The following is an 18401-nucleotide window of genomic DNA, read 5'->3' as shown; positions in this document are numbered from 1 at the left end:
TCGCCATTTAAAGAGGTACGCGAGCTGGGTTTAGAACGTCGTGAGACAGTTCGGTCCCTATCTACCGTGGGCGCTGGAAATTTGAGAGGATCTGCTCCTAGTACGAGAGGACCAGAGTGGACGAACCTCTGGTGTACCGGTTGTGACGCCAGTCGCATCGCCGGGTAGCTATGTTCGGAAGGGATAACCGCTGAAAGCATCTAAGCGGGAAGCCTACCTCAAGATAAGATTTCCCTAGGAATTTATTCCTCTAAAGAGCCGTTCGAGACTAGGACGTTGATAGGTTGGATGTGGAAGCATAGTGATATGTGAAGCTGACCAATACTAATTGCTCGTGAGGCTTGACTATACAACACCCAAGCAGTTGTATATAAAGCATCAATCGATTCATAAATCTACAAAGCAACTTGATTTAGTTATTCCACTAGATAAAATGAACACAGTCAGATTCAATCAGCCCAGTCTGTAAAGATTTGGAAAACGCTTCGGCAGTCAATAAGACCAAAGCAAGTATCCATAAACAGTTGTGCTGGCGACCATAGCAAGAGTGAACCACCTGATCCCTTCCCGAACTCAGAAGTGAAACCTCTTAGCGCTGATGGTAGTGTGGGGTTACCCATGTGAGAGTAAGTCATCGCCAGCTCATTATTCTAAACACCCCAATCTCAAAAGAGGTCGGGGTGTTTTTTATTGCGCAGGAATTTTATGTCCAATGCTTTAGATATTAAATTTAATTCAATTTATAAAAAAATAGAGCTAATCTAAAATTATTCACCTAATTAGAAATTTAATATGTATATGCAATGGATTTTAGTTAAAACTTTTTCATTTCCTTATGAGGCACAAATTGCAAAGACTCAATTAGAGGCTTTTGGAATTCGCGTTCGTATTGAAAATGAACATACAATTAACATGGACTGGTTTTATTCAAATGCATTGGGTGGAGTCCGATTATTAGTACTAGAAAAAGACCTCAATGATGCGAAAGCACTTCTTGAAAAAGATTTTAGTGAAGACTTAGAGCAAGAGTTTGGAAAAAATAAAGAACGATGTCCTAACTGCGGAAGTTATGATATTGAACCTTACACAAAAAGAAAAAAATCAGCCTTTATGGCACTCATGTTCTTAGGTTTACCTTTATTTTCTTTTAAAAATGGTAATAGATGTAAACAATGCCAATATTTTTGGAATTAATAATTATCTATTATCTTAATTTATTAAAGTTTTTATAAAGAGAAGGCCCAAATCTAAAATAAGATTAAAAAATGATCTACAATAGAGGGTATTAAAAAATTATAAAAGGAAGAATGTTATGGAATATAAAGGAAGTTGTCATTGTGGACAGGTGAAGTTTGTCGTAGAAGGTGAGCTAACAGAAGTTTTATCTTGCAATTGTTCCATTTGCCAAAAGAAAGGATCTTTACTTTGGTTTCTACCGACTAATCAAGTTAAAGTTACTTTGGACACTCCTGATAATTTGGCGAACTATACTTTTAATAAACATGTGATTAACCATCATTTCTGTAAAAATTGTGGTATTCATCCATATGCCCAAGGTATAGATAAATCAAGGTAATTCAATCTTTGCGATTAATGTACGATGTATAGATGGTATTGACTTAGATAAGATAAAAATAAATTATTTTGATGGGCGTTCAGTTTAATCGCTATTAGGGGTTTATCCAATGAACACTAAAAAACAGTTAACTTCAACACAATTAGATTTACTGCTTGAACTGTTAAAGGCGAGATTTGAAAAGAACACACATCGTCATAAAGAAGTCGATTGGTCGAATGTACGGGATAAATTAATAAAATCTCCAGACAAACTATGGGCATTGCAAGAAATGGAAAATACTGGAGGAGAGCCTGATGTTATTGTTTTTGACCAGCAGAAAGATCAGTATTTATTTGTAGATTGTTCTCCTGAAACCCCAAAAGGCCGTAGAAGCCTTTGCTATGATCGTGAGGCTTTAGAATCTAGAAAAGATCATCCTCCTAAAAACAGTGCAATAGATCTTGCTAATGAAATGGGAGTTGAGCTTTTAACAGAAGAGCAATATCGTCAGTTACAGCAAATTGAAGAGTTTGATCTTAAAACATCGAGTTGGCTTGCAACCCCAGTCGAGATTCGTAAATTGGGTGGAGCACTTTTTGCTGATCGTCGTTATGGCCGAGTCTTCATTTATCATAATGGAGCACAGTCTTATTATGCTGTACGTGGTTTTCGTTGTTGTTTAAGAATATAGGTGTTGTACTTAAATAAAAATAATTCTATTTGATGTTTTATGCCAAGAAATTGAAGATTCTTGCAACTTTTGATTAACAGTAAACATGACAAGATATGTTCAGGAATTAAATAAAAACTTCAGGACATTTCTAAATATGCAACTCAACCCAATTTACTATAATGAACAACACATTGCTTTTGCTGACAATGTTCGTCGATTTGTGCAAAAAGAAATGGCACCTTTTGTTAATGAGTGGGATGAGGCCGAGACATTTCCTAGAGAGCTTTATAAAAAGGCTGCTGAAATTGGCCTATTGGGTCTAGGTTTTTCTGAAGAATATGGTGGTATTCCAGATGCAGATCCATTCTATTCATTACTCGCTGGTATTGAAATGGCAAAGGCGGGTTCTGGCGGAGTACATACTTCACTCATGGTGCATACAATTGGTGCCCCTCCAATTCAACATTTTGGAAGTGAGGAATTAAAGGCTAGAGTCCTCCCAGAGATTATTTCCGGTGAAAAAATTTCTGCTTTAGCAATTACAGAACCAAGTGGGGGGTCTGATGTGGCAGCGTTACAAACTAAAGCTGTTCGGGAAGGGGATTATTATATTGTCTCAGGTGAGAAGACCTTTATTACTTCGGGAATTCGTGCAGACTATTATACAGTTGCAGTGCGTACTGATCCGACAAAAACGGGTGCAGAAGGCATTTCAATGTTACTCATTGATGCACATAGTGAAGGTATTACTAAAACACCTTTGAAGAAAATGGGATGGTGGGCATCAGATACGGCACATTTGCATTTTGATCAAGTACGAGTACCTGCATCAAATCTACTTGGCAAAGAAAATGCCGGTTTTAAAGTTATTATGAATAACTTTAATATGGAGCGTTTCTTCTTGGGAGTAGTGGCTTATGGCTATGCATTGGTCTGTTACGAAGAAGCTTTAGAATGGGCGCAGCAACGTAAAACTTTTGGTAAGCGATTAATAGATCATCAAGTAGTACGCCATAAACTGGTAGATATGGCAACCCAACTGACTTCAACGAGGGCATTACTTGAAGAAACTGCATGGAAAATGACTCAGCCAAAACTACAAGGGCCTGAGTTGGTAGCGCAAATTTCAATGCTTAAAAATGTTGCGACTCGTACTATGCAATTTTGTGCTGATGCTGCTGTACAAACGTTAGGTGGTATGGGCTTTATGCGTGGTACCAAGTCGGAACGTATTTACCGTGAAGTGAAGGTCAATATGATTGGTGGTGGTGCTGAAGAAATTATGAAAGATTTAATTAGCAAACAGCTGGGTTATTAATTCTTACAAGGTGGTCGTTGAGCCACCCTTTTTCATTTCAAAGCCATCTCCAAGACCATTTCAGTTAACTCATCAATTTTGACTTTGCCTTCAGACTTATACCAAGTTACAGTCCATGATATTGCACCACCAATTAATCTTCGCCAAATAAAGGCATCATGTTTTACCTTGCCTTGTGTGCGTAAATTTTCAATGATGTCGAGCCAGATTTGCTCATATTCATTACGCATTTTTAACAGGTAATTTTGCTTTTCTTTTGACAGAGCAAACCATTCATAAACCAACACAGCCATGGCTGCACCTGTATCGCCAGTAATTGAAATAAGCTCAGCTTTAATAAGGGCTCGTAATTGTTGTTCTGGATCAGTAGATTGATGTGCTGCCTCTTCTAAACGAGCAAGATTGTAAATAATGGTTTCCTCCATTACATGAGCGAGGATGTCATCTTTACTTTTAAAGTGATGAAATAAACTTCCCGATTGAATTCCAATAAATTGAGCAAGTTCACGTACAGTCGTTTTGTCATAGCCTTGCTTGTGAAATAAATAGGCAGCCCCCCGTAATAAACGACCACGCGGGCTATCGTCAAAGCAAGAAATATTTGGAATTTGTTCAATTGAAGTGGCAATCATGTGTTCAGTTTGTTCCCTTATCTAAATATCCATAACGGAAATTTCTCTAAATTTCATCACATTTCAGATTGTTTTCTGAATTTGGAAGATTTGGTCAACATCACAATAACATTTTGCGCTTTACAAACCAAGCGCTTGCTTGGTAATGTTGAGGCTGATTTTTAGACAAAATAATGAGAAATAGAATGGCAAATAATCAGCAGGATGATCATCGAGTTGTAAAAATAGGTTGTGCCTCTGGGTTTTGGGGAGATACCAATACTGCCGCTTTTCAGTTAGTGCATTTGACCGATATTAATTATTTGGTTTTTGATTATTTGTCTGAGATTACCATGTCGATTATGGCAAAAGCGAAGATGGTAGAACCGAAACATGGTTACGCTTTAGACTTTGTCAGCCGAGTCATGGCACCTTTGCTGAAAAAAATTGCTGAAAAAAAGATTAAAGTGATTAGTAATGCCGGTGGTGTTAATCCATTAGCTTGTCGGGATGCCTTACAAAAAATTATTAAAGAGTATGGTCTAGATCTGAAAGTGGCTGTGGTGTTAGGTGATGATCTTTTGCCAAAACATGAGCAGTTAAAATCACAGAATATTCAAGAAATGTTTAGCGGAGAAGCTTTGCCTGAACAGGTAGCGAGCAGTAATGCTTATTTAGGCGCGGTTGCTATTCGTGACGCCTTAGACTTAGGTGCCGATATTGTGATTACGGGTCGGGTGGTTGACTCTGCTGTGGTGCTTGCACCCTTGCTTCATGAATATCAGTGGTCGCTCGATGATTATGACAAATTGGCGCAAGGTTCATTAGCAGGTCATGTCATTGAATGTGGTGCCCAATGTACGGGTGGTAACTTTACCGATTGGCAATTGGTGCAGGGCTTCGACAACATGGGGTTTCCAGTGGTTGAAGTGAGTGAGGATGGCTCATTTATTGTAACTAAGCCTCAAGGTACAGGTGGTCTGGTTTCTACTGCTACAGTTGCAGAGCAAATTGTTTATGAAATAGGTAATCCTCAAGCATATTTACTACCTGATGTAATTGCTGATTTCAGCCACGTGCATTTAGAGCAAGTTGGGGAGCATCGGGTTCGTGTAACGGGCGCAAAAGGACAAGCTCCGACTACACAATATAAAGTCAGCGCGACCTATCCTGATGGTTATCGGGTTTTAGTGAGTTTCTTAATTGCAGGTCGTGAGGCACCACAAAAAGCACAAGTTATTGCTGATGCGATTCTATCTAAATGCGAACGTGTTTTAGCAATGCGCTCAGTGCCGCCATTTAGTGAAAAGTCTGTTGAAATTTTAGGTATTGAAAGTACTTATGGCGAACATGCCCAAACATTAAATAGTCGTGAAGTAGTGGTCAAAATAGCTGTAAAACACATGTTTAAAGAAGCATGTATGTTCTTTGCATCTGAAATTGCTCAGGCCTCTACAGGTATGGCTCCAGCCTTGGCAGGAATTGTTGGAGGCCGACCAAAAGCATCTCCAGTGATTAAGTTATTTTCATTTTTAATAGATAAAAATCAGGTAAGTGTCGAAATCGATTTTGAAGGAAAACGCTACCCAGTTGAGATTCCACAAGGAGTTTTTACAGAGCAATTGCCTACTTTAAAGGCAGGTGAAAATGCAATTTATCAAGGAGATGAAATTGAAGTTCCTTTGGTTGAAATTGCGCATGCCCGCAGTGGTGATAAGGGTAATCATAGCAATATTGGTGTGATTGCACGTAAAGCAGATTATTTACCATGGATTCGTGCAGCACTAACTGAACAGACTGTTGCAAGCTATATGCAACATGTTTTGGATGCTGAGAAAGGGCGAGTAATTCGTTATGAGTTACCGAGTTTAAATGCACTGAATTTTATGTTGGAGAATGCCTTAGGTGGTGGTGGTGTTGCAAGCTTGCGTATTGATCCGCAAGGTAAAGCCTTTGCCCAACAGTTATTGGATATGCCTGTTAAAGTTCCGGCACATCTTTTAGAAAAATAAAATGAATGGATGAAACAAAGATGAGTTATCAATCAATTTTTAGACCAGATGCTTTCGCCAATAAAGTCATTATTGTGACAGGTGGGGGCTCAGGAATTGGACGCTGTACTGCACATGAGCTTGCGGCTCTCGGCGCTCAAGTGGTGATTACAGGACGAAAAATTGAGAAATTAGAGAAAGTAAGCCAAGAAATTATAGAAGATGGTGGTCGGGTTCATTTTATTGTTTGTGATAACCGTGAAGAAGAACAAGTGAAAAATATGATTGCTGAAGTGATTGAGAAATTCGGCAAACTCGATGGTTTGGTAAATAATGCGGGTGGCCAGTTCCCGTCAGCTTTAGAGAATATTTCGGCGAATGGTTTCGATGCAGTCGTGCGTAATAATTTACACGCAACTTTTTACCTAATGCGTGAAGCTTATAACCAATGGATGGCAAAACATGGTGGCAGTATTGTCAACATGACTGCTGATATGTGGGGTGGCATGCCGGGAATGGGACATTCTGGTGCTGCGCGTTCAGGGGTTGATAACTTAACTAAAACGGCATCGGTTGAGTGGGGGAAATCTGGTGTTCGTGTAAATGCAGTTGCACCGGGTTGGATTGTGTCATCCGGTATGGATAATTATAGCGGTGATTTTGCCAAAGTGATTATTCCAAGTCTTGCTGGCAATGTACCGCTAAAACGTATGGGAACTGAATCAGAAGTTTCATCGGCGATTTGTTATTTACTGTCAGATGCTGCGGCTTTTGTGTCAGGTGTAACTTTGCGTATTGATGGCGCTGCATCGCAAGGGACACGCATGTATCCACTAGCCGAAGCGACAAATAGTCAGTCTTATAATGGTTTCCATCGCGCGTTTATTCCTGAAATTTTTAAAAAAGATAAGATTGAGAAAGCCGAACAAAACAATAGTTTAGGTTTGGAGTGAGGAATAAAAAAATGACCATTCTCCAATCTGAAATTGCTGTTGGTAGTGAACAGTATCAAAAAAATAAAGAGGCACTACTTGCTCAGCTGAGTGAAGTCCGTGCAATTCAGCAAAAAAGCATTGATAAATCGTATGCTGCTAAACCGAAATTCGATAAAAAGGGCAAGATTCTGCCGCATGAGCGTGTACGGTTATTGCTCGATGCCGATTCGCCTTTTGTCGAGCTTTGTGGCTTGGTTGGCTACAACATGCATGATGACAAAGATGGCTCCGAAGCTGGTGGTGGTGTAATTGCTGGCATTGGTTTCGTCAGTGGTGTGCGTTGTCTGGTCTCTGCAAGTAATAGTGCAATTAAGGGTGGGACTATGTCTCCTATGGGCGTACAGAAAACTTTGCGTTTACAAAAAATTGCCTTAGAACAAAAACTCCCGCTGATTACGCTGACTGAAAGTGGTGGTGCTAACTTAAATTATGCAGCTGAAGTATTTACCTACGGTGGTATGACTTTTGCCAATCAGGCACGTCTTTCTGCAGCAGGTATTCCACAGCTTGCAGTGGTACATGGGAATGCAACGGCAGGAGGAGCTTATCAACCAGGTCTTTCGGATTATGTCATTGTAGTACGCAAACAAACCGAAATGTTACTTGCAGGCCCACCTTTACTTTTAGCAGCAACTGGTGAAGTCGCTACAGCGGAGGAATTGGGTGGAGCGGAAATGCATGCGCAGGTTGCCGGAACAGCAGAATACTTAGCAGAAAATGATGCCGATGGGATTCGGCTTGCACGTGAAATTTTTGAACACCTGAACTGGAAAGAGCAAATCAAACCAGTTGATGTGACTTATAAAGAGCCTCGTTACGATACCGAGGAACTATTGGGTGTTATCCCAAGTGATCCTAAACAACCATTTGATATGAAAGAAGTGGTTGCACGCATTATTGACGATTCAGATTTTCTAGAATTTAAGCAAGAATATGACGATTTAACGGTGTGTGGCTGGGCAAAAATTGGAGGCTTGCATATCGGTATTATTACCAATAATGGTCCGATTACCCCTCAAGGGGCAGCAAAAGCAGCTCAGTTTATTCACTTATGTGAACAGACTAACCACCCGTTATTGTTCTTACATAACACTACTGGCTTTATGGTGGGAACCGATGCCGAGCAAAATGGCATTATTAAGCATGGCTCAAAACTGATTCAAGCTGTTGCCAATTGTACTGTACCTAAAATTTCAATCGTTGTGGCAGGGTCATATGGTGCTGGTAACTACGCAATGTGTGGTCGGAGTTTATCGCCAGATTTTATTTTTGCTTGGCCAAATTCGCATGTTGCTGTAATGGGTTCTGCACAGGCCGGAAAAGTATTACGTATTGTGGCAGAAGGAAAGCAAAAGGCGTCTGGTCAGGAACCGAATCCGCAAATGCTCGATTTTCTTGAGCAAAGTACGGCCATGAAATTAGAGCAGCAATCTACCGCGCTTTTCAATACAGCTATGCTTCATGACGATGGCATTATTGACCCGAGAGATACCCGAAAATTATTAATTTTCCTTTTACAAACCATTTATGAAGCACAGCAACGAGAGCTAAATCCAACTCGTTTTGGTGTGTCCCGTTTTTAATCAACCTTTACCGCAATTAAAAAAATTAATAGGAATAACACCATGAAATTTACTGACGAACATGAAGCATTACGCCGCACAGCTCGCCAATTTGTTCAAAATGAGCTGAATCCACATATTCCGAAATGGGAAACTGAGGGACGTTTCCCAATCCATGACGTATTTAAAAAAATGGGTGATCTTGGTTTATTGGGAATTTGTAAGCCTGAGGAAAATGGCGGTTTAGCGTTAGATTATTCTTATAACCTTGTGGTTGCTGAAGAAATTGGATATGCCGCTTGTGGCGGGGTACCTTTGGCGATTGGTGTGCAAACCGATATGGCTACACCTGCTTTGGCACGTTTTGGTAGTAAAGAGTTACGTGATGAGTTTTTAACACCAGCCATTGCTGGGGAATATGTGGCATCGATTGCAGTATCGGAAGTGCATGCCGGTTCGGATGTTGCTGCTATTAAAACAACAGCAAAAAAAGATGGCGATGACTATGTCATTAACGGCAGCAAAATGTGGATTACTAACTCATTGCAAGCCGATTTCTTTTGTCTTTTAGCCAATACATCTGACGATAAACCACACGTCAACAAGTCGATGATTATTGTGCCGGCAAAAACTAAAGGGATTAGTTTTTCAGAGCCGTTAAATAAATTAGGTATGCGTTCAACGACCACAGCACAAGTTTATTTGGACAATGTACGTGTACCACAGCGTAACTTAGTGGGTGTCGAAGGCATGGGCTTCATGATGCAAATGATGCAATTTCAGGAAGAGCGTCTATGGGCTTGTGCTAATGCTATTGGTGGTTTGGAAAATTTAATCCAAAAGACTATCGCCTATACCAAAGAGCGTACGACGTTTGGTCAGCCACTTATTAATAACCAATATATTCACTTCCGCTTTGCTGAACTCATGACTGAAATAGAAGCACTTAAAGCATTAACCTACCAAGCGTGTGAACAGCATATTGCAGGTGAAGATGTGACCAAGCTGGCATCTATGGCAAAACTCAAAGCTGGACGTTTAACTCGTGAAGTTGCTGATAGCTGTCTGCAATACTGGGGTGGTAACGGCTTTATGTGGGATAACCCTGCATCACAGTTGTATCGTGATGGTCGTTTAGGCTCTATTGGCGGTGGGGCAGATGAGATTATGTTGGGGATTATATGCAAACTTATGGATATCTTGCCAAAAAAACAAAAATAAGGAATCAGCCATGACACTTTCAGCATCTCTACAAGCTATAGATATTGATGACAGTATTCAATTAGAACAAGACGGCAGTATTTTATATCTTTGGTTAAACCGACCGGAGAGCCGTAATGCCATGAACTTGAATATGGTCAATGCAATTCAGCAAGTTTTTGCTGCCATTCGCGATGACCTTTTAATTCGCGCGGTCATCATCCGTGGTGAGGGCGGGACTTTTTGTGCAGGTGGGGATATTAAAGACATGGCTGCCTTACGAGTTGAAGCAACTCATGTCGGTAGTCTACAACCTTATGCTGACTTTAACCGCCGTTTTGGTGCCATGCTTGAGCAAGTTGAAGCTGCACCGCAAACTGTTGTGGTCATTTTAGAAGGTGCGGTGTTAGGTGGAGGTTTTGGGCTGGCATGTGTTTCTGATGTTGCCATTAGCCGTGACAATGCGCAGTTTGGTTTACCTGAAACTCGGCTTGGTGTGATTCCTGCTCAAATTGCTCCTTTTGTGGTGAAACGTATTGGCCTGACTCAAGCACGCCGATTAGCTTTATTAGGTATGCGCTTTGAAGGGCATACGGCACTGAGTGTCGGTGTGGTTCATCAAATTGCACATAATGAAATTGAACTTGAACAAGCTTTAGAGGAAACCATTCAACACATTAAACGAGCAGCTCCTCAAGCTTCGCGTGTGACCAAAGCATTGTTACATCGAACACTCAATGAGCCTTTAAATAAATTGCTCAATGATGCAGCTCAGCAGTTTGCCCAAGCGGTTGGTGGAGCTGAAGGTCAAGAAGGAACGATGGCTTTTATCCAGAAAAGGTTACCAAATTGGGCCGATGAGTCATAAAAGATAAGGATAAAAAAAATAATGAAATTTTCAAAAATACTGGTTGCCAATCGTGGTGAAATTGCAGTTCGAGTTATGCAAACAGCCAAGGCAATGGGTTACCAAACTGTCGCAGTTTATTCCGATGCAGACCGTAATGCCCGTCATGTGCAAGAAGCAGATGAAGCTGTTTACATTGGGGCATCTAAAGTATCGGAGTCTTATCTTTCCATTGCTAAAATTATCGAAGCCTGCAAAAAAACAGGGGCAGATGCTGTTCATCCCGGTTATGGTTTTTTGTCAGAAAATACTGATTTTGCTCAGGCATGTATCGACAACCAGATTACATTTATTGGACCTACCGCTTCTGCAATTGAGTTAATGGGCAGTAAACGCCTTTCAAAAATTGCCATGATTGAGGCGGGCGTCCCTTGTGTGCCGGGTTATGAAGGTGACTGCCAAGATCTCGAATATTTAGCAGCTCAAGCCGAGCAGATTGGCTTTCCAATTATGGTCAAAGCTTCTGCGGGTGGCGGCGGTCGTGGCATGCGTTTGGTACAGCAAGCATCTGAATTGGTTGAGGTATTGCAAACTGCGCGTTCAGAAGCTGAAAATGCTTTTGGTTCGGGGGAGCTTATTTTAGAAAAAGCAGTTATTGCTCCGCGTCATGTCGAAATTCAGGTTTTTGGTGATACTCACGGCAATTATGTGTATTTGTTTGAGCGTGATTGTTCGATCCAACGTCGCCATCAAAAAGTAGTTGAAGAGGCGCCGTGTCCAGTCATGACGCCTGAACTACGTCAGCAAATGGGTGAGGCAGCTGTAGCAGCGGCAAGAGCATGTGCCTATGTCGGTGCTGGGACAGTTGAGTTTTTGCTTGATGCATCGGGTGCATTTTACTTTTTGGAAATGAATACCCGCTTGCAGGTAGAGCATCCGGTCACTGAGCTTATTACAGGATTGGACTTGGTTGAATGGCAGTTACGTGTGGCGAATGGTGAGCATTTACCTTTAAAGCAACAGGAATTGACCTTAAATGGACATGCGATCGAAGTGCGCTTGTATGCAGAAGACCCACGTCAGGATTTCTTACCACAAACAGGAAAGGTTTTACGCTGGAAGCCTGCAACTTTGCCAAATGTGCGAATCGATCATGGCATGTTGGCAACTGATGAAGTCAGCCCATTTTACGATCCGATGGTAGCAAAGGTGATTGCATACGGTAAAACCCGTCAGGATGCGATTCGCTTACTGGCTCGTGCAGTCGATGATAGTGTTTTACTTGGAGTAAATAGTAATAAACAGTTCTTGGTCAATTTACTGCGCCATCCAGTTGTTGTTACAGGGGATACCAATACTGCATTCATCCAACAGCATTTCCAAAATGATCCGAGCTTACATCATCAAGTTTTATCTTTAGAAACTTTAGCGATTGCTGCGGCATTATTTAGCCAAAATAAAGTTACTGCGGTGTGGCAAACCGGGCTTGGTGTGCCATTACCGTTAAAATTACAAATTGCCGATCAGCAAATTCAATTGCAGGTTTCATCTGTCAATAATACATTTACGGTACAGTTCTGTGATCAATCAGTTTGTATTGATGTGCTTGAGAGAACGTCAGAGCAACTAGTTTATTTAATTGATGATGTTCGTCGCCGTGTTCAATATGTATTAGATAGTGATCAACTTTATCTAGACCGAGATTACGGTAATATTGTGATACGCAATGTGACCTATGCTGCGCCAGAAGCTGCTGATGTTGCCGGAGATGGCAAAATTCGTGCACCAATGGATGGTGCTGTGGTTAATATTCTGGTGAATAAAGGCGATCAAGTAGTGAAGGGCCAAACATTATTGATTCTCGAAGCCATGAAAATTCAGCAGCAGATTAAAGCTGATGTAGATGGTGTAGTTGAAGATGTGTTAGGGCAACAGGGTCAACAAGTAAAAAAACGGCAAATGCTATTTACTCTTCATACTTAATTGAAAAATACCGCTCTTATTGGGCGGTATTTTTTTATAGCAGTTTAAGAGTTATTCTCCATCTGCCTCTGCAATCACTTGGCTTGCTTTTTTTAGGCTATAAAGCAGCTGCCCTAAAAGTACATCTCTATTACTTAGGGTAACCATAACCATCGGATGATGGAGAGCAGGAATAGCTGTTAAAATGGCTTTGCCATTGTCTGCATCTAATGTGATGTTATTACAGCCAGTCAGTTGAATCTCTTTTAAAAATGCACTGACCATGGCCAAAATTGAGCTACTCACCGCTGCTAATTTGGTGGTATTAGGGTAGTTCTTGTGGCTCACTGTTGCCAATTCAAACCCATCTGAAGAACAAATCATGACAAAGTCTACACCACGTGTATTCATAAGAATTTTTTGGGCTTCACTTTTTGCAAGTTGTAGCAATTGTGTTGGAGCGGTTCGTTTTTGAACTGGAATACTAAGCATGATCTTTCCCTTGAGATGTTGCGCCTACCTTAACTTCAAGTGATGCAATTAATGATTCAACCATCATTAAAATTTGCTCTTGTTCTCTTGCATCAATAAAAAATAATGGATATTGAAGTTCGTTTTCTGCTAACCAGTTTCGATACTGTTGGAGTGAAGATTCTTTATTTTCATCAATATGCGTAATACCAATCGCAATATTATCATTATAATTTTTAAAGGATTCCAAGTAACTTTCTAGTTCAGCAATTGGAGTAGAGCTATTGTGATCTAACAGAAGAATAATACCAATCGCACCTTTACAAATAACTGACCAGATAAAATCAAAACGGCTTTGTCCAGGGGTTCCATATAGCCCGATTTTAATACCATCATCTAAAGTAATTTCGCCGTAATCAATCCCAACAGTTGTTTGTGATTTTTGGTGACTTTGTACATCAGTATTAAATGCTTCTGTTTCTAAAATTGGAATTTCAGATAGCGATTTGATCGCTTCTGTTTTACCAGCCCCCATACTGCCTGCGAAGACAATTTTATATTGTTGAATAATCATAGTGTTCCTTAAAAGCCAAAACGGCGTCGAATTTTCCCTATAAAATTTTTTAAAAAATGACTTTCTGTATTTAAGTTTTCTGAATGAGTCTGTGGCGTGTAAAAACACTTATTCGCGGAAACATATTGCCCATTATTTGCCATTAAACATGCTGTAATAAAACGTAGAACAACATCGATAGGTTGGTTGAGTTGTTTAGCTACTTCAGTGACTTTTGCTCCCTGAATAAAACAGGCAGAGAGCTGTAGGCTTACTTTTCTATATTCTTTTTGATAGGGTTGTGGCCAATGATTAATTTTAAAGTAACCATCAGCTGACGCTAAATTCTCAAATTCTTTTGAACACCAAATTAAATTCCACAACCAATCCTGTAAGTAATAATCCTTTTTACGAGAAACCTTAGTAAAGTCTGATGTTTTTGCAAAGGTAAAGTTAAAACTCATATTGGTCTGTGTTTTTTGACGAGAAGGTTCTAACCAAGCAATTTGAGTTCTATTATCAATAATTGCCAAGGTACCCTTGTCATCAAATAAATGTAATTTAATATTTTCAGAGCTATGCAAATTTTTTATAAATTGCTCATCTATGATAGATATTTCATTTAATAAAGTTGAGTTGGAACGAACATCAGTATGTTTTAAAAGAGATAATACATTTGCTTGTAACCATGAACGGAGATGTTCTGTTTTTTCTAAAGGGTAGTGTAAGGTATGTTCGTGTATAGTGCCTCCATTTTCTAAAGGTGTTTTTGTAATTTTTAAATAAGGAAATTTTTTCTTATTAAGAATATTTTGAATATTGTCTGCATCAAAAAAGTTTTCATTAATAATTAATAAATCAATCTGATTACTAGAAATGTTAACCCAGTTAATTCCATATTGATTAGATATCAAATCACGGATTAAGATTTTTAATTCGTCTGAAACTTTTAAGCTTAAACCAGAAACTGCAATATTTATGCAATGGCTATCCATAGTATCATTTTAAATTTTTATTAAGTAATATTGTAATGTTATATGTGCTCTTTATATTAAGTATAAAGAGCACAGCTTAAATTAATTAACTAAAATCGAGCTCTTTTTCAAAGGACTTTAACTCATGACGAGCCATGGCTAAATTCGACTTGGCGCGATCAAGTACTAAATAAAGGAATAAATTATTATTACTTTCTAAAGGACGAATTAAGTGATAAGCCTTCCCTAATGTAATTAAAATATCTTCAATATTGTCATTTAATTTTAATGCGTTAGCTACATTTCGTTTTGCGCGAATGACTTCTGTGTTTCCAGCAGCTGCCAGCTCTAAATCAATATCCCCACCGCCTTGTGTAGCAAGTGATAAACCACTTTCTGAATCAACAAGTGCAGATGCAATAAAACCATCAATTTCAGTTAAGCTATCTAAAGAAAGTTTAGCCATTTTTTTATCTCTCAGGATTATAAAGTTATAATTACTACTTTTTCCTTAAAAGTAGTTAAAAATCATTATATTTTTACTCAAGTTGAAGTCAATAAATCAAATAAATTTCAAAATTGTTGTTTTAGTAAATAAGTGACCAAAAATGTCATCTTATAAAAAATATTATAAGATTGTTTTTACATTAAATATTTAATACTGTGCTCATGTTTGCATTATATAATTTCTATTATTAATTTTAATAATTGTAATAGAATGTTAAAACAATATTTATTGATAAATTATGTTTATTTAAATAGAAAAGAGGAACTATAAGTTCCTCTTTTAAATAATTATAATAAAATTAAATAAGATGTGTATAAATACAATATAGGTAACCTAAAATAGCTAAAGCAACAAAAGGTGCGATAACTTTTGACCATGCCGGAATAAAAGTTTCAATAGGTTGCTCTTCGATGTGTAATTCTTCATGATGCGGTTGGGCTTGGTGAACCATTTGGTTGAACTCCTTCATTGTTGCATCCAATGATAGCTCTTCTTGTTCAACAGGTTTAGAACCAATGAGCTCTGTTAGATGGTTTGTTGACCAAACCCAATCATCAGCCTGACCTGATAAATGTTCAACTTGCCCTAAAATGAGCTCTTTTAAACCATTCTGTCCGAAACCTCCAGTTTCATCAAGTTGATTAAGCTCAGTTAGCTGTAAGGTCAAAATTTCTGAAATACTTTGCTCAAGTTCGGCATTTTTTAAAATCGACTGATTGTGCTTAGAAGTTGTTAAATGACGCGCTATTTCTTGAATATATAATGGATCGGCTGTTTTGATTTCATTATAAATTTTATTGTCGTCTTGACGCCATAAGCTAATTAACTTTCCAAGAGTGAGCACATTCACTTCATCAATCAGCTTATTTTTCTCATTGGCTGGATATTGATTTAAAAGCTGAGGCTTTTGAATTTTTATTTGCTCAGCAAAGTATTGGACTAAATCAAATGCCATACTTTATTCCTCTAAAATTAATCTAAAATTCTTAATGTTGGCTTTTTCTTGGTTGGTTCACTTGTTTCTTGTGCTTCAGAGTCTAGCGTATTTTCTACAGGCGCTACATTGGCATATTCTTCTGGATCAAAGAATAAACCTTGTCCATTTTCGCGTGCATATATACCCAAAACAGCTTGGATAGGGACATAAATATCTTTAGAAACACCGCCAAAACGTGCTGAAAAGGTTACGGCATCATTGCTAATAAGCAGTTGATGTACAGCATGGGGCACAATATTTAAAACAATTTGGCCATCTTTCACAAATTGTTGTGGTACATCCGTATGTGGTTGTGTTGCATCAACGAGTAAATAAGGGGTGAGTTGATTGTCGCAAATCCATTCATAGATTGCGCGAGCAAGATAAGGACGTGTAGGGGTTAATTCAATAGTTTGCTCAGACATATCACACTATTCCATATTTAATTGTTCATTGTAACGGGTTTTCTCTTGGGGCGTCATTGATTTAACAAAAGAAGGGCGGCTAAAGATACGTTTACAGTACAAAAATATAGGCCGACACTGCTGCTTTGGTAAATCAATTCCCATGCTATTAAGCCGCACAAAAATTGGGGCGAGCATACAATCCAAAATTGAAAAATTTTCGGACATAAAATAAGGGAAATGCTGAAATAGGGGAGTAAGAGAAATTAAGGTATCACGTAATTCTTTTTGCGCTTTTTGCTTTTGTTCTACATTTAAAGTATCTGCATGTTTGAGCATATGATCGGCCAATTTAAACCAATCATTTTCAAGGCGCCAAATGTATTGTCGTTGTTCTGCACGTGCCATAGGAGCATCAGCGTAAAGCTTGCTCTGACGATATCGGTCATCGAGATATTCAGCAATAATTGGAGCGGAAAATAATTTGAGGTTTTGCTCAAGTAGCATTGGTAATTGGTTATAAGGGTTTAGACTCGCTAAATCCTCATCTTCATGATCAGTTACGATCAATTGATATTTAATTTGCTTTTCTGCCAATAAAAAACGGATCCAGTGAGAACGGAAATCATCAGCATGGCTGTAAAGGGTAATTCCCTGAATTGAAGTGTTTTCGACCGACATATCACAAGGTATGGTTGTGTGAATCGGTTAGAATACTAAAAATATGAGTGGAAATCACGGTGCCATAGATAGAGTTTCATATATTTATCTGTTTCGCTCATGCTTAAAATGAATAAGCAATAAAAAAGCCTTGGGATAACCAAGGCTTTTTGTCCGATTCGGTAAACGAATTAACGTTTAGAGAATTGAGGACGTTTACGAGCTTTACGTAAACCAAGTTTCTTACGTTCAACTTCACGAGCATCACGAGTAACGAAACCAGCTTGACGTAGAACAGGTTTTAAAGTTTCGTCAGCAGCGATAAGCGCACGAGTAATACCGTGACGGATCGCGCCAGCTTGACCACCGATACCACCACCTTTAACAGTGATGTAAAGGTCAAACTTTTCAGTAACTTCTAAAAGTTCTAAAGGTTGACGAACAACCATACGAGCAGTTTCACGACCGAAATATTGCTCTAAAGTACGGTTGTTGATAACGAGTTTACCTGTACCAGCTGACAAGAAAACACGTGCAGTTGCGGTCTTACGGCGACCTGTACCATAATTAGTAGCCATGTGCTGTATCCCTTAGATGTCCAAAACTTGTGGCTGTTGAGCAGCATGAGGATGCTCAGTACCAGCGTACACTTTCATTTTTTTGATCATTGCATAACCAAGAGGACCTTTTGGTAACATGCCTTTAACCGCTTTTTCAAGAACAGCTTCAGGTTTGTGAGCAATTAACTTCTCGAAGTTAGTCTCACGGATACCACCAGGGAAACCAGTATGGCGATAATATTTCTTATCAAGTGATTTGTTACCAGTCACTTGAATTTGTTCAGCATTAATCACAACGATGTAATCGCCAGTGTCAACGTGAGGAGTATAAGAAGTTTTATGCTTACCGCGTAAACGACGAGCGATTTCAGTCGCAAGGCGACCTAAAGTTTTGCCAGAAGCATCAACAACATACCAGTCATGTTGAACTTCAGCTGGCTTAGCGCTGAGAGTTTTCATTAAACCACTACCTATTATAGTTGGTTTGGACTATGGAATCTGTCCAAACAAAAGGAGCGAGCATTCTAAACGAGTTTGTTCAAAGTCACAAGAAAAATCCAGTTTAAGTTAGATAATTT

General features: G+C 39.1%; 19 protein-coding genes, 1 rRNA gene and 1 pseudogene. 11 read left to right on the top strand and 10 right to left on the bottom strand.

Going from position 1 to position 18401, the window contains the following annotated elements; translation table 11 throughout:
• The first annotated feature begins 528 nt into the window (after nt 1–528).
• The 5 genes and pseudogenes from rrf to HMPREF0014_RS18715 all read left to right on the top strand — a co-directional run bounded on the left by rrf (nt 529) and on the right by HMPREF0014_RS18715 (nt 3549).
• Nucleotides 529–643 (top strand): 5S ribosomal RNA (rrf, locus tag HMPREF0014_RS18735).
• A gap of 155 nt (nt 644–798) precedes the next feature.
• Entirely contained in the window at nt 799–1194 is a 396-nt protein-coding gene (locus tag HMPREF0014_RS18730) for a DUF2007 domain-containing protein (RefSeq protein WP_025465706.1), read from the top strand.
• A 118-nt stretch (nt 1195–1312) separates the two neighbouring features.
• Nucleotides 1313–1664, top strand: a pseudogene (locus HMPREF0014_RS18725) (GFA family protein).
• A 21-nt stretch (nt 1665–1685) separates the two neighbouring features.
• Nucleotides 1686–2249, top strand: a complete 564-nt coding sequence (locus HMPREF0014_RS18720; RefSeq protein WP_004882875.1) for a DUF4256 domain-containing protein — start codon at nt 1686–1688, stop codon at nt 2247–2249.
• A gap of 136 nt (nt 2250–2385) precedes the next feature.
• Nucleotides 2386–3549, top strand: coding sequence for an acyl-CoA dehydrogenase family protein (locus HMPREF0014_RS18715; protein ID WP_020992292.1), 1164 nt, complete (start codon nt 2386–2388; stop codon nt 3547–3549).
• Between the two features lie 32 nt (nt 3550–3581).
• Here the strand turns inward: HMPREF0014_RS18715 and HMPREF0014_RS18710 are convergent, their stop codons facing one another.
• On the bottom strand, nt 3582–4181 hold the full coding sequence (locus HMPREF0014_RS18710; protein WP_006581613.1) for a TetR/AcrR family transcriptional regulator: 600 nt from the start codon (nt 4179–4181) through the stop codon (nt 3582–3584).
• A gap of 185 nt (nt 4182–4366) precedes the next feature.
• On the opposite strand from HMPREF0014_RS18710, the gene HMPREF0014_RS18705 reads away from it, so the two are divergent.
• Genes HMPREF0014_RS18705 through HMPREF0014_RS18680 form a run of 6 tightly spaced genes read left to right on the top strand, consistent with a single transcriptional unit; the run spans nt 4367 to nt 12738 of the window.
• Entirely contained in the window at nt 4367–6172 is a 1806-nt protein-coding gene (locus HMPREF0014_RS18705; RefSeq protein WP_020992291.1) for an acyclic terpene utilization AtuA family protein, read from the top strand.
• A gap of 20 nt (nt 6173–6192) precedes the next feature.
• Complete coding sequence (locus HMPREF0014_RS18700; protein WP_020992290.1) at nt 6193–7104, top strand: SDR family oxidoreductase; 912 nt, start codon at nt 6193–6195, stop codon at nt 7102–7104.
• An 11-nt stretch (nt 7105–7115) separates the two neighbouring features.
• Nucleotides 7116–8729 (top strand): carboxyl transferase domain-containing protein, encoded by a 1614-nt coding sequence (locus HMPREF0014_RS18695; RefSeq protein ID WP_006581616.1) that lies wholly within the window; start codon nt 7116–7118, stop codon nt 8727–8729.
• A 42-nt stretch (nt 8730–8771) separates the two neighbouring features.
• Nucleotides 8772–9929, top strand: a complete 1158-nt coding sequence (locus tag HMPREF0014_RS18690; RefSeq protein WP_006581617.1) for an acyl-CoA dehydrogenase family protein — start codon at nt 8772–8774, stop codon at nt 9927–9929.
• Between the two features lie 10 nt (nt 9930–9939).
• Entirely contained in the window at nt 9940–10776 is an 837-nt protein-coding gene (locus HMPREF0014_RS18685; RefSeq protein WP_006581618.1) for an enoyl-CoA hydratase-related protein, read from the top strand.
• 21 nt (nt 10777–10797) lie between these two features.
• Complete coding sequence (locus HMPREF0014_RS18680; RefSeq protein ID WP_006581619.1) at nt 10798–12738, top strand: acetyl/propionyl/methylcrotonyl-CoA carboxylase subunit alpha; 1941 nt, start codon at nt 10798–10800, stop codon at nt 12736–12738.
• A 51-nt stretch (nt 12739–12789) separates the two neighbouring features.
• Here the strand turns inward: HMPREF0014_RS18680 and HMPREF0014_RS18675 are convergent, their stop codons facing one another.
• From HMPREF0014_RS18675 to rplM, 9 genes are all read right to left on the bottom strand, one after another.
• Nucleotides 12790–13209, bottom strand: coding sequence for a roadblock/LC7 domain-containing protein (locus HMPREF0014_RS18675; protein WP_000949092.1), 420 nt, complete (start codon nt 13207–13209; stop codon nt 12790–12792).
• A complete protein-coding gene (locus tag HMPREF0014_RS18670; RefSeq protein ID WP_006581620.1) occupies nt 13202–13762 on the bottom strand; it encodes an ATP/GTP-binding protein in 561 nt (186 codons plus the stop codon). Before HMPREF0014_RS18670 ends, HMPREF0014_RS18675 begins: the two co-directional genes overlap by 8 nt.
• Before the next feature lie 8 nt (nt 13763–13770).
• Entirely contained in the window at nt 13771–14736 is a 966-nt protein-coding gene (locus tag HMPREF0014_RS18665) for a hypothetical protein (RefSeq protein ID WP_000377059.1), read from the bottom strand.
• Nucleotides 14737–14821: 85 nt separating this feature from the next.
• Nucleotides 14822–15181, bottom strand: coding sequence for a hypothetical protein (locus HMPREF0014_RS18660; protein WP_001096608.1), 360 nt, complete (start codon nt 15179–15181; stop codon nt 14822–14824).
• A 340-nt stretch (nt 15182–15521) separates the two neighbouring features.
• On the bottom strand, nt 15522–16178 hold the full coding sequence (locus tag HMPREF0014_RS18655; protein WP_006581621.1) for a hypothetical protein: 657 nt from the start codon (nt 16176–16178) through the stop codon (nt 15522–15524).
• A 17-nt stretch (nt 16179–16195) separates the two neighbouring features.
• Nucleotides 16196–16624: a ClpXP protease specificity-enhancing factor gene (locus HMPREF0014_RS18650; protein WP_004711892.1), complete on the bottom strand. Its 429-nt coding sequence runs from the start codon at nt 16622–16624 to the stop codon at nt 16196–16198.
• A gap of 6 nt (nt 16625–16630) precedes the next feature.
• The gene (locus HMPREF0014_RS18645) at nt 16631–17284 is read right to left on the bottom strand and encodes a glutathione S-transferase N-terminal domain-containing protein (RefSeq protein ID WP_002048702.1); all 654 of its coding nucleotides are present in this window, start codon (nt 17282–17284) and stop codon (nt 16631–16633) included.
• Nucleotides 17285–17454: 170 nt separating this feature from the next.
• Nucleotides 17455–17841, bottom strand: a complete 387-nt coding sequence (gene rpsI, locus HMPREF0014_RS18640; protein ID WP_002048725.1) for a 30S ribosomal protein S9 — start codon at nt 17839–17841, stop codon at nt 17455–17457.
• Between the two features lie 12 nt (nt 17842–17853).
• On the bottom strand, nt 17854–18282 hold the full coding sequence (rplM, locus tag HMPREF0014_RS18635) for a 50S ribosomal protein L13 (RefSeq protein ID WP_002048731.1): 429 nt from the start codon (nt 18280–18282) through the stop codon (nt 17854–17856).
• Nucleotides 18283–18401: the final 119 nt, after the last annotated feature.

The organism is Acinetobacter sp. RUH 2624 (genome assembly GCF_000162375.2).
Lineage (GTDB): Bacteria > Pseudomonadota > Gammaproteobacteria > Pseudomonadales > Moraxellaceae > Acinetobacter > Acinetobacter nosocomialis.
Note: the sequence above shows the minus strand (reverse complement) of the source record. Positions and strands in the feature narration are given on the sequence as shown.